Annotated in this window: 10 protein-coding genes; 9 read left to right on the top strand and 1 reads right to left on the bottom strand. The window is 70.7% G+C overall.

What is annotated here, in order from left to right; genetic code table 11:
* The first annotated feature begins 30 nt into the window (after positions 1-30).
* The 9 genes from ABG090_RS08600 (at position 31) to ABG090_RS08560 (ending at position 11168) form a co-directional block, all read left to right on the top strand.
* Positions 31-900: a tryptophan 2,3-dioxygenase family protein gene (locus ABG090_RS08600; RefSeq protein ID WP_347754069.1), complete on the top strand. Its 870-nt coding sequence runs from the start codon at positions 31-33 to the stop codon at positions 898-900.
* Positions 897-1928, top strand: coding sequence for a hydrolase (locus ABG090_RS08595; protein ID WP_347754068.1), 1032 nt, complete (start codon positions 897-899; stop codon positions 1926-1928). The genes ABG090_RS08600 and ABG090_RS08595 overlap by 4 nt, the downstream gene beginning before the upstream one ends.
* Positions 1925-3169, top strand: a complete 1245-nt coding sequence (locus ABG090_RS08590) for an aminotransferase class V-fold PLP-dependent enzyme (protein ID WP_347754067.1) — start codon at positions 1925-1927, stop codon at positions 3167-3169. The genes ABG090_RS08595 and ABG090_RS08590 overlap by 4 nt, the downstream gene beginning before the upstream one ends.
* A 201-nt stretch (positions 3170-3370) precedes the next feature.
* Positions 3371-4795 (top strand): aspartate ammonia-lyase, encoded by a 1425-nt coding sequence (locus tag ABG090_RS08585; protein ID WP_347757569.1) that lies wholly within the window; start codon positions 3371-3373, stop codon positions 4793-4795.
* Positions 4796-4839: 44 nt separating this feature from the next.
* Complete coding sequence (locus tag ABG090_RS08580; protein ID WP_347754066.1) at positions 4840-6102, top strand: PrsW family intramembrane metalloprotease; 1263 nt, start codon at positions 4840-4842, stop codon at positions 6100-6102.
* Between the two features lie 120 nt (positions 6103-6222).
* A complete protein-coding gene (rpsO, locus tag ABG090_RS08575) occupies positions 6223-6492 on the top strand; it encodes a 30S ribosomal protein S15 (RefSeq protein ID WP_347754065.1) in 270 nt (89 codons plus the stop codon).
* A gap of 282 nt (positions 6493-6774) precedes the next feature.
* The gene (locus tag ABG090_RS08570; RefSeq protein ID WP_347754064.1) at positions 6775-9036 is read left to right on the top strand and encodes a polyribonucleotide nucleotidyltransferase; all 2262 of its coding nucleotides are present in this window, start codon (positions 6775-6777) and stop codon (positions 9034-9036) included.
* Between the two features lie 85 nt (positions 9037-9121).
* Positions 9122-10495: a pitrilysin family protein gene (locus ABG090_RS08565; RefSeq protein ID WP_347754063.1), complete on the top strand. Its 1374-nt coding sequence runs from the start codon at positions 9122-9124 to the stop codon at positions 10493-10495.
* 70 nt (positions 10496-10565) lie between these two features.
* The gene (locus tag ABG090_RS08560) at positions 10566-11168 is read left to right on the top strand and encodes a histidine phosphatase family protein (RefSeq protein ID WP_347754062.1); all 603 of its coding nucleotides are present in this window, start codon (positions 10566-10568) and stop codon (positions 11166-11168) included.
* Between the two features lie 103 nt (positions 11169-11271).
* On the opposite strand, the gene ABG090_RS08555 is transcribed toward ABG090_RS08560, so the two are convergent.
* Entirely contained in the window at positions 11272-11736 is a 465-nt protein-coding gene (locus ABG090_RS08555) for a GNAT family N-acetyltransferase (protein WP_347754061.1), read from the bottom strand.
* Between the last annotated feature and the right edge of the window lie 48 nt (positions 11737-11784).

Genomic DNA, 11784 nt, shown 5'->3' with positions numbered 1-11784 from the left:
CCGTTGAGGCCGAGCAGCGAGGAGGCCGCAGTGGCAGTCGAGGACAACACCCGGGAGATCGAGGACGGCGTCGTCACCGACCTGAGCGAGCGCATGACCTACGGGTCGTATCTCGGCCTCGACACGCTGCTCGCCTCCCAGCATCCCAAGAGCCAGCCCGAGCACCACGACGAGCTGCTGTTCATCATCCAGCACCAGACCACCGAGCTGTGGCTGAAGCTCGTCATCCACGAGCTCGACGACGCCCGCACGCTGCTGGCGGCCGACGATCTGGGCGGGGCGCTCAAGCGCATCGCCCGCGTCAAGCACATCCAGGAGGTGCTGACCCAGCAGTGGTCGGTGCTGGCCACGCTCACGCCCACCGAGTACGCGCAGTTCCGCGGCTTCCTCGCCAACGCCTCCGGCTTCCAGAGCGCGCAGTACCGCATGGTCGAGTTCGCGCTCGGCAACAAGCACGCGCGCATGCTGCAGGTCTTCGAGTCGGAACCCGCAGACCACGCCGCGCTCGAGGCCGAGCTGCACCGCCCGAGCCTCTACGACGAGTTCCTGCGCCACCTCGCCCGCCGCGGCCACGCGGTGCCCGAAGCGCTGCTCGATCGCGACGTGACGAAGGCGCACGTCTACACCGAGGAGCTCGTGCCCGTCTTCCAGGCGATCTATGAGGATGCCGGCCGGCCGGAGGGCGGCGAGGACTGGCGCGCGTACGAAGCCTGCGAGGAGCTCGTCGACCTGGAGGACAACTTCCAGTTCTGGCGCTTCCGTCACCTGCGCACCGTGACGCGCACGATCGGCATGAAGCACGGCACCGGCGGCTCGAGCGGCGTCGGCTTCCTGCAGCGCGCGCTCGAGCTCACGTTCTTCCCCGAGCTCTACGCCGTCCGCACCCGGATCCGGGAGTGAGCGCGCCGCTCATCGCCCGCGTCGCCCGTGCGCGCATCGCCGGGCAGTGGGTGACGGATGCGGTGGTCGAGCTGCGCGACACCGGCATGCGGCTCATGCACGAGCACGAGGCCCCGGCGAGGATTCGCACGCGCATCGACCGCACCCTGCTGCCGCCCATCACCGACGCCCACGTGCACCTCGGCCTCGCCGATGCCGCGCTGCCGGAGCCCACTGCGCTCGCCCGCGTGCTCGATCTCGGCTGGGCGCCCGCGGCGCTGCCGAGCCTCATCGATGCGGTCACCCGCGCCCACCGAGGCCTCGACGTGCGCTTCGCCGGGCCCTTCCACGCCGCGGTCGGCGGCTACCCCTCCGGCCGGGACTGGTCGGCGCCCGGCGCCGTCTCCGAGCTCGCCGACGCCGCCGATGCGGCGCGCTCGATCCGAGCGCAGGTCGCGGCCGGCGCATCCGTCATCAAGGTGACGCTCAACGCCGAGTCGGGTCCCGTGCCCGACGACGCGCTGCTGGCTGCCATCGCGGAGGAGACCCACGGCGCCGGCCTGCTGCTCGTCGCCCACGTGCAGGGCGCGGGGCAGACCGAGCGGGCGCTCGCGGCCGGCGTCGACGTGCTGGCGCACACGCCATGGACCGAGCGGCTGAGCGACGCCGTCGTGCAGGCCGCGGCGGGCAGGCAGATCTGGATCTCGACGCTGGCGATGCATCAGCGCGACGGGGATGCGCGCGCCTCGGCACGCGCGATCGACAATCTCGCGCGGTTCGCTGCCGCCGGGGGAGCGATCGCCTACGGCACCGACCTCGGCAACGGTCTCGCAGCGTTCGACATCGACGCCCTCGAGCTCGACGCGCTGCGGCAGGCCGGCCTCGGCGACACGGCCATCGTCGACGCGCTGCTCGCCGAGCCGCTGCTGAGCGCCGGCCCGAGCTGCAGCAGCTTCCCGGCGCACGTCGACAGCGACGCCGCCGTCATCGCCACCCTGCACCGCTCGAAGCCGGTGCACCGCAGCTGGTTCGAACCGGAGGACGCATGACCGACACCGCACCCCGCCAGACCGCCGCCACCGCGGCAGCGCTCGACGCCGCCGACCCGCTCGCCGCGCACACGAGCGCCTTCGTGCGCACCGGCGACGTCGTCGCCTATCTGGACGGCAACTCGCTCGGCCGTCCGCTCGCGTCGCTGCCCGAGCGCTTCGCCGACTTCATCGGCGAGGATTGGGGCACGCGCCTCATCCGCTCCTGGGACGAGCAGTGGATGCGTCGGCCCTACGACCTCGGCGACCGCATCGGGGCGCTCGTCGGCGCTGCGCCAGGGCAGACGCTCGTCGGCGACTCGACCACCGTGCTGCTCTACAAGCTGGTGCGCGCCGCGGTCGACGCGCAGGCCGCGGCCGATCCGTCGCGCCGCGAGATCGTCGTCGACGACGACAACTTCCCGACCGACCGCTTCATCGTCGAGGGCGTCGCGGCCGAGCGCGACATGACGATCCGCTGGATCGAGGCCGACCCCGCCAGCGGCGTCACCCTCGAGCAGGTCGAGCAGGCGGTGAGCGAGCGCACCGCGCTCGTGCTGCTCAGCCACGTCGCCTACCGCTCCGGCTTCGTCGCCGACATGGCGGGGATCACCGCCGCTGCGCACCGCGCAGGCGCGCTCGTCCTGTGGGATCTCTCGCACGCGACCGGCGTCATCCCCGCTGCGCTCGACGCCTGCGACGTCGATGTCGCCGTCGGCTGCACCTACAAGTACCTGAACGGCGGCCCCGGCTCGCCCGCATTCGGCTACGTCGCCCAGCGTCTGCAGGCGATGCTGTCGCAGCCGATCCAGGGCTGGATGGGCGCCGCGGACGTCTTCGCGATGGGGCCGCGGTTCGAGGCCGCTGGCGACATCCGCGGCTTCGCGAGCGGCACCCCGCCGGTGCTCGCCACCGTCGCGCTCGAGGCGATGCTCGAGCTGCTGGAGCAGGTCGGCATGGCGGCGGTGCGCGCGAAGTCGATCGCGCTCACCGACTTCGCCGAGGCCGCGCTGCGCGAGCACGTGCTGCCGCTCGGCGCCGAGTTGGCGAGCCCGCCGGCGGGCGAGCACCGCGGCGGCCACCTGACGCTCACGCATCCGTCGTTCTCCGCCGTGAACGCGAAGCTCTGGGAGCGGGGCGTGATCGGTGACTTCCGCGCGCCGGACGGCATCCGCCTCGGGCTCTCGCCGCTGTCGACGACCTTCGCGGAGGTCGAGGTCGGCATCGTCGCGCTGGGGGAGGAGCTGCGGGCGCAGCTGTGACGGCGGGCGCAGGCGTGTCGGCGGGTGCCCCGGCGCCAGGATGCACCGCGGGCTAGGCTCGTGGCGCGGGCATCCCCCGCACGGAGACACCCGCCGCCCACAAGGCATCCGACGGCAATGGAGCCAGCAATGACCGATGTTCCCTCGTACAAGCTCGACCCCGCCCCGCAGGGGGAGCACACCTCGTCTGGCCCGACGCGCATGGAGCGCGACTCGCTCGGCGAGCTGCCCGTGCCGGCGGACGCCTACTGGGGCATCCACACCGAGCGCGCGCTGATCAACTTCCCGATCACGGGCCGCTCGATCTCCGTCTACTCCGACCTCGTGAACGCGCTCGCGGTCGTGAAGCAGGCATGCGCGCGCGCCAACAAGGAGATCGGCTCCCTCGAGCCCGAGAAGGCCGACCTGATCGACCAGATCTGCCGCCGCATCCAGGCCGGCGAGCTGCACGACCAGTTCAAGGTGGGCGTCATCCAGGGCGGCGCCGGCACCTCCACGAACATGAACACCAACGAGGTGATCGCCAACGCCGCGCTCGTCGAGCTCGGCCACCCCAAGGGCGCGTACGAGCACTTCAGCCCGATCGACGACGTGAACCGCTCGCAGTCGACGAACGACACCTATCCGACCTCGATCAAGGTCGCCATGTCGTTCACGCTGCGCCGGCTGCTCGACGAGCTCACGAGGCTGACGGATGCGCTCGACGCGAAGGCGACCGAGTTCCGGGGCGTGCTCAAGGTGGGTCGCACGCAGCTGCAGGATGCCGTGCCGATGACGCTCGGGCAGGAGTTCCACGGCTTCGCCGTGACGCTGCGCGAGGACTACGACCGGTTGGAGGAGACCATCAAGTGGCTCTCCGAGGTCAACCTGGGCGCCACCGCGATCGGCACCGGCATCACCGCCGACCCGCGCTACGCCGAGGCCGCCAGCCGGCACCTCGCCGAGCTCACGCACCTGCCGATCGTCACCGCGAGCGACCTGATCGAGGCGACCAGCGACACGGGCGTCTTCATGACCCTCTCCGGTGCGCTGAAGCGCTGCGCCGTCAAGCTCTCGAAGATCTGCAACGACCTGCGCCTGCTCTCCTCCGGACCGCAGGCGGGGTTCGGTGAGATCTCGCTGCCGGCCAAGGCGGCCGGCTCGTCGATCATGCCCGGCAAGGTCAACCCCGTGATCCCCGAAGTCGTGAACCAGGTCGCGTTCGCGGTCATCGGGTCGGATGCGACGGTCACCGCCGCCTCGGAAGCCGGGCAGCTGCAGCTGAACGCCTTCGAACCGGTCATCGCGCACCAGATCCTGCAGAGCCTGCACTGGATGACGCAGGCGTGCATGACGCTGCGCGTCAACTGCATCGACGGCATCGAGGCGAACCGCGACCGGCTCGACGTCATGGTCGGCTCCTCCGTCGGCGTCGTCACCGCGCTCACGCCCTACCTCGGCTACGCCGACTCGGCGAAGCTCGCGCACGAGGCGCTCACGAGCCACAAGTCGATCGCCGATCTGGTGGTGGACAGCGGGCTGATGGATCGCGAGCGGGTCGAGAAGCTGCTGCAGCCCGCCAGGCTCTCGGGCCTCGAGCCGGTCACGCAGGCGATGCCGATCATCAGCATCGACGACGAGGTCTGACCGAGGCTGGCGCGGGCGGGGGTGCTCCCGGGTACGATCCCCGAGTGAGTGCCCCCGTTCCGCTGTCTCCGCTCGCCCGAGCCAAGGGCCCCGACGTCGGCCTGATCGTCGGCGTGATCGGCGTCGTCGTGCTGGCGCTCGCGTCCTTCGCGGTGATCTTCATCCTGGCGGGGGCGATCGGCGACGCCACCCTCGTCGCCACGTCCGGGCTGATGGCGCTCTTCCCGCTCGCGTTCGTCATCTGGGCGGTGCTCGCGATCGACCGCTGGGAGCCTGAGCCGCGCATCGCGCTGTGGTTCGCGGCGCTGTGGGGCGGCGTCGGGGCGGTGCTCCTGACCCTCTGGCTCAACGAGGCGGTGCTGCAGCCGCTGGTGATCCCGCTGCTGCAGACGCCGGAGCAGTTCGAGTTCTACGCCACGGTCATCCAGGCGCCCTTCACGGAGGAGCTGTGGAAGGCGGTGCCGGTGGTGCTGATGTTCCTGTTCTTCCGCAAGACCTTCGACGGCCCGGTCGACGGCATCGTGTTCGCGGCGCTGTCCGCAGCCGGCTTCGCCTTCACCGAGAACATCCTCTACTTCGGCACGTCGATCAGCGAGACCGGCGACGGCGCCTTCATCTTCTTCATGCGCGGCATCATGAGCCCGCTGACGCATGCCATCTTCACCGCGGTCGGCATCGGGCTGGCGCTCGGCTTCGCCGCTCGGCTGCGCTCGCGCTGGTGGATCCTGCTCGCGTTCCCGGCCGGCCACCTGGTCTCCGCGCTGCTCCACGCGCTGTGGAACTCGGCGAGCTGGTGGGTGCCGGGCGGCACCGTCGGCTTCTTCGCCTACTACCTGCTCGTGCAGGTGCCGCTGTGCGTGATCGCCGCAGGCCTCGTCTGGCTGCTGCTGCGGCAGGAGATCAAGATCACCCGTGCCAGGCTGCACGACTACGGCCGCGCGGGCTGGTTCAGCCCGGAGGAGGTCGAGCGGCTCGCCTCCGGCGACGGGCGGGCGCTGCTGCTCGACTGGGCCAAGCGACGGGGGCTGCGCGCACCGATGCAGCAGTACATCCGCACGGCCACGAGGCTCGCGAACCACCGGCAGCGGGCGCTCGTCGGTCGCGACAAGGCGAAGCACGTCGCCGACGAGGCGACGCTGCTGGCGCAGCTGCTGCACGGCCGGCGCACCATGGCGAGCGCGGTGATGGGCGAACCGGTGCCCATGCAGCAGGGGAGCGCGATGCCGCTGCCGAGCGGCGGCGCCGCGGGCGGGCAGCGCGTGCAGCGCTTCGGCGATCTCGACGCCGCCTGGCCGGTGCGCCGCTGAGCGCTGCCACGGCAGGCACCAGACCTGGTAGTCTTGGCCGGTTGCCGTGAATCGGCCGCGGATCAAGAGCGCTCGTGCATTCGGCACGGGCACCGCGCTGCGAGGAGAAAGGGGCCCCATATGAGCCTGAACGCAGATGTCAAGAAGGCCATCATCGAGGAGTACGCCACGCACGAGGGCGACACCGGGAGCCCCGAGGTGCAGGTCGCGATGCTGTCGCGCCGCATCCTCGACCTCACGGAGCACCTGAAGGAGCACAAGCACGACCACCACTCGCGTCGTGGCCTGCTGCTGCTCGTCGGTCAGCGTCGCCGTCTGCTCGGCTACCTGCAGGACGTCGACATCGAGCGCTACCGCACGCTGATCGGTCGCCTCGGCCTCCGTCGCTGACGCCTTCCGAAGCATTCGAGGCAGGGCCGTCCCCATCCGGGGCGGCCCTGTTTCGCATTCCGCGCGGAGTTCCGGGCCATTTCGGCATGCGGCTGATAGTCTGCACGAGGCCGCAGCACGTTTTGGCGGCCATCGTGCATCCGCAGACGAGACCGAGAGGCCGGTCGTTGGTGGAGGATGCCGAAGCGGAGCTTCGACCTCCCCCACTGATGACCGCCTCCTCGAGACGCCGATGCCCGATCATCGACAGCGCGTTCGCGCGCCCACGAGAGGAGTGACCCTATGGAGGGTCCAGAGATCACATTCGCCGAAGCCGTGCTCGACAACGGCCGCTTCGGCAAGCGCACCATTCGCTTCGAGACCGGCCGCCTCGCGCAGCAGGCTCAGGGCTCTGCGGTCGCGTACATCGACGAGGAGACCATGCTGCTGAGCGCGACGAGCGTCGGCAAGCACCCCAAGGACAACTTCGACTTCTTCCCGCTGACGGTGGATGTCGAGGAGCGCATGTACGCAGCGGGCCGCATCCCCGGCTCGTTCTTCCGCCGCGAGGGCCGCCCCTCGACCGACGCCATCCTGACCTGCCGCCTGATCGACCGGCCGCTGCGCCCGTCGTTCGTCGAGGGCATCCGCAACGAGGTGCAGGTCGTCGTGACCGTGCTCTCGATCGAGCCCGACGAGCTCTACGACGTGCTCGCGATCAACGCCGCGTCCATGTCGACGCAGCTGAGCGGTCTGCCCTTCGACGGCCCGATCGGCGGCGTCCGCGTCGCACTGATCGACGGCCAGTGGGTCGCCTTCCCCAAGCACTCGCAGCTCGAGCAGGCCGTGTTCAACATGGTCGTCGCCGGCCGCGTGGTCACCGACGCCGCAGGCGTCGAGGATGTCGCGATCATGATGGTCGAGGCCGAGGCCACCGACAACGCCTGGGAGCTCATCCAGGGCGGCGCCGTGAAGCCGACCGAGGAGATCGTCTCCGAGGGCCTCGAGGCATCGAAGCCGTTCATCAAGCAGCTCGTCGCAGCGCAGGCCGAGGTCGCCAAGACCGCAGCCAAGGAGACGCAGCAGTACCCGCTCTTCCCGCCCTACTCGGACGAGGCGCTGGAGGCCGTCCGCGGCATCGCCAAGGACCGCCTGGCCGAGGTCTACCGCATCGCCGGCAAGATCGAGCGCCAGGACGCCGACGACGCGCTCAAGGAGCAGGTCAAGCAGGAGATCAACGCACGCGTCGAGCGCGGCGAGCTGGAGCCCGCCATCGCGACGCAGGTCTCTGGCGCCTACAAGGCCGTGACGAAGGAGGTCGTCCGCGGCCGCATCCTCACGGAGCAGGTCCGCATGGACGGCCGTGGCCTCGCCGACATCCGTCCCCTCGACGCAGAGGTCGCCGTCGTGCCGCGCGTGCACGGCTCCGCGATCTTCCAGCGCGGCGAGACGCAGATCATGGGCATCACCACGCTCAACATGCTCAAGCTCGAGCAGCAGATCGACTCGCTGAGCCCTGTCACGACGAAGCGCTACATGCACAACTACAACTTCCCGCCGTACTCGACCGGTGAGACGGGCCGCGTCGGTAGCCCGAAGCGCCGCGAGATCGGTCACGGCGCCCTGGCTGAGCGTGCGCTCATGCCGGTGCTGCCGAGCCGCGAGGACTTCCCCTACGCGATCCGCCAGGTCTCGGAGGCGCTGGGCTCGAACGGCTCGACGTCGATGGGCTCGGTCTGCGCCTCGACGCTCGCGCTGCTCAACGCCGGTGTGCCGCTCAAGGCGCCGGTCGCGGGCATCGCGATGGGCCTGGTCAGCGACACGGTCGACGGTGAGACCCGCTACGCGGCGCTCACCGACATCCTGGGCGCAGAGGACGCGCTCGGCGACATGGACTTCAAGGTCGCGGGCACGCCGGAGTTCATCACGGCGATCCAGCTCGACACCAAGCTCTCCGGCCTGCCGGCCTCGGTGCTGCACGGTGCGCTCACGCAGGCGAAGGAGGCGCGCACCAAGATCCTCGAGGTGCTCAACGCCGCCATCGACGCTCCCGACGAGATGGCGCCCACGGCGCCGCGCGTCATCAGCGTGCAGATCCCGATCGACAAGATCGGCGAGCTGATCGGCCCGAAGGGCAAGACGATCAACCAGATCCAGGACGACACGGGCGCCCAGATCTCGATCGAGGACTCGGGTGTCGTCTACATCGGCGCCGTCGACGGTCCTTCGGCCGAGGCTGCCCGGGCCGCGGTCAACGCGATCGCGAACCCCTCGAACCCGGAGATCGGCGAGCGCTTCCTCGGCACCGTCGTGAAGATCGCGTCGTTCGGCGCGTTCGTCTCGCTGATGCCGGGCCGCGACGGCCTGCTGCACGTGACGGCCATGCGTGCGCTCAACGGCGGCAAGCGCATCGAGGCCGTCGAGGACGTCGTCTCGGTCGGCCAGAAGGTCCAGGTCGAGATCACGAAGATCGATGACCGCGGCAAGCTCTCGCTCGACGTGGTCGACGAGAACGCGCCGGCTGCTGCCGACGAGGAGACTGTCTCGGCGGGCACCGCCGAGTAGGACACTCGCTGCACGACGATGCCCCCGCACCCGATGAGGTGTGGGGGCATCGTCGTGTCCGGGCCCGCTCAACTAGGATCGTCGGATGCCTGCCGTCGCCCTCCCGCTCGAGACTCCCGAGATCATCATCAACGCATCCGGCGACTCGGTGGTCCGCCGCAGCGTGCTGCCGAGCGGCGTGCGCGTGCTCAGCGAGCAGGTGCCGGGCGCCGTGAGCGCCTCGATCGGCTTCTGGGTGCCCATCGGCTCGCGCGACGAGCGCGAGGACGCCCTCGGCGCCACCCACTTCCTCGAGCACCTGCTGTTCAAGGGCACGCGCACCCGCACGGCCTTCGACATCGCTGTCGCGTTCGACGAGGTCGGCGGCGAGCACAACGCCCTCACCGCCAAGGAGCACACCTGCTACTACGCCAAGGTGCGCGACCGCGACCTGGGCATGGCCGTCGACGTGCTCGCCGACATGGTGACGTCGTCGCTGCTCGACGAGGCGGAGTTCGAGCACGAGCGCGAGGTCATACTGGAGGAGCTCGCGATGGCCGACGATGACCCCGGCGACGTTGCGGGGGAGCGACTGAGCGAGCTCGTCCACGGCCTCGACGCACCGCTGGGCCGGCCGATCGGCGGCACCACCGCATCCATCCGTGCCGTCTCGCGCGACCGGGTCGCCGAGCACTACCGGGAGCACTACGACGCCAGCGACCTCGTGGTCACCGTCGCGGGTGCGGTCGACCACGACGTGGTCGTGGAGCAGCTGCAGGAGGCGCTGAGCCGCTATGGCTGGGCGCTCAGCCAGGGCAAGCCGAAGGATCGCCGCGGCCAGGAAGCGCAGCCGTACACCCACGGCGGGCTCACGGTCGTGCGCCGCCCGCTCGAGCAGGTGAGCCTGATGCTCGGCGTGCCGGGGCTGACGGCGAACGACCCGCGGCGCAGCACCATGGCGGTGCTGAACGCGGTGCTCGGCGCCGGCATGTCGTCGCGGCTGTTCCAGGAGATCCGCGAGAAGCGCGGGCTGGCCTACTCCGTCTACTCGTTCGCGGCCGGGTACGCCGATGCGGGGCTCATGGGCATGGCGGCCGCCTGCCAGCCGCACAAGACGCTCGAGGTCGCGGGCCTGATGCTGTCGGAGCTCGAGCGGCTCGCCGACGGCGCCAGCGATGAGGAGCTGCGCCGCGCGAAGGGGCAGCTCGCGGGCGGCTCCGCGCTGGCGCTGGAGGAGAGCGACACGCGCATGTCGCGGCTCGGTCGCGCCGAGCTGACGCTGGGGGAGTTCCTCGACATCGACGCGACCCTCGAGCGCATCGACCGCGTCACCGACGCCGATGTGCGGCAGCTCGCGGCAGAGCTCGCGGCCTCGCCGCGCTCGATCGCGGCGGTCGGTCAGGTGCCGCACGGGCTCGAGCTGCTGGTGTCCTCAGCGGGGGCCGATACGGTGGGTGCAGCGGCCCCAGCCGCTCGCTAGTCACAGCGGCGCGCTCGCGCGCTCAGCGAAGTCACAACCGGGCGCATCGTCGCGTCCACACGGAGGCACGATGGCCCACCTGCTCTACTTGGTCCGACACGGAGAGCAGCTCGATGCAGAGCACGGCGTCGACGACGGCAAGCTCTCCGGGCGCGGCGTCCGACAGGCGCAGGCGATCGCCCAGCGGCTCTCGGGCGTCGACTTCGATCACGCGTGGACGTCGCCGCTGCTGCGTGCGACGGAGACGGCCGCGATCATGCAGGAGCGCCTGACCGCCGTCGAGTTCGAGAAGTCGGCGCTGCTGCTCGACTGCATCCCCTCAGGGCTCACCGAGGAGACCCCGGTGGGCTTCCACCGATTCCTGAAGAGCGTCAGGCCGGAAGAGGCCGAGGCAGGGGCCGCACAGATGCAGGACGCGGGCTCGCAGTGGCTGCGGCCGTCGCGCGGCGACGTGAACGAGCTGCTGGTGACCCACAACTTCGTCATCGGCTGGTTCGTGCGCGAGGTCATGCAGTCGCCCGAGTGGCAGTGGATGAGCCTCAACCAGGCCAACTGCGGCCTGACGATCATCCGTCGACGCAGCGGCAAGCCGCCCCAGCTGGTCGTGCACAACGACCTGGGCCACCTGCCGGTCGAGGACCGCACGGGCATGCCCCTGCCCCAGCCCTACTGATCCGCGCGGCCGCCGGCCGCGCCCATCCGCCGATCGAGGAGCGTCCGGCCGCAGGCCGCACCCACCCGTTGATCGAGGAGCGTCCGGCCGGAGGCCGCACGCGTCACGAGATCCCCAGCCGCTTCAGGAACCAGCTCGTCGCGTTCGGGTTGTCGTTGTACGGCTCGATGGCGGCGTACCCGCGGCTCGCATAGAGGCCGTTCGCAGCCTCCAGCGCGCTGTTGGTGTCGAGCACGACCTCGGTCGCTCCCAGCTCGACGGCGCGCGCTTCGAGCGCCTGCAGCAGCGCGGCACCGGTTCCCTGGCCACGCCCGGCGGGCGCGACGTACAGGTGCTTCACCTCGAAGCGGTGCGGCTCGAGCCTGCGGAGCGCGCCGCAGCCCACCGGCTGCTCGCCGCTCCACGCCACGAGGAACGCACCCTGCGGCGCGCGCAGCGTCTCAGGATCGGCCGGCTTCGGCGTGTACACGCCGCCGATGAACGTGATGGCGCGGTCGGTGAAGTAGGCCCGCAGCAGCGACTGCGCGACCTCCGTCGCGGGATCCTCGGGGACGATCGTGATGCTCACCCGCTCACTCTAGAACCGCCTCCGCCGCGCCCGCGCGCACACGGCCGA

The organism is Agrococcus sp. ProA11, assembly GCF_039880525.1.
In the GTDB taxonomy this organism is placed as follows: Bacteria; Actinomycetota; Actinomycetes; order Actinomycetales; family Microbacteriaceae; genus Agrococcus; species Agrococcus chionoecetis.
This window is presented reverse-complemented; position numbering and strand designations above follow the sequence as displayed.

Excerpts from the sequence above, each read along its gene's own strand:
- ABG090_RS08590 (WP_347754067.1), top strand. The coding sequence starts at position 1,925 with ATGACCGACACCGCACCCCGCCAGACCGCCGCCACCGCGGCAGCGCTC.
- ABG090_RS08585 (WP_347757569.1), top strand. The coding sequence starts at position 3,371 with ATGGAGCGCGACTCGCTCGGCGAGCTGCCCGTGCCGGCGGACGCCTAC.
- rpsO (WP_347754065.1), top strand. The coding sequence starts at position 6,223 with ATGAGCCTGAACGCAGATGTCAAGAAGGCCATCATCGAGGAGTACGCC.
- ABG090_RS08570 (WP_347754064.1), top strand. The coding sequence starts at position 6,775 with ATGGAGGGTCCAGAGATCACATTCGCCGAAGCCGTGCTCGACAACGGC.
- ABG090_RS08565 (WP_347754063.1), top strand. The coding sequence starts at position 9,122 with ATGCCTGCCGTCGCCCTCCCGCTCGAGACTCCCGAGATCATCATCAAC.
- ABG090_RS08560 (WP_347754062.1), top strand. The coding sequence starts at position 10,566 with ATGGCCCACCTGCTCTACTTGGTCCGACACGGAGAGCAGCTCGATGCA.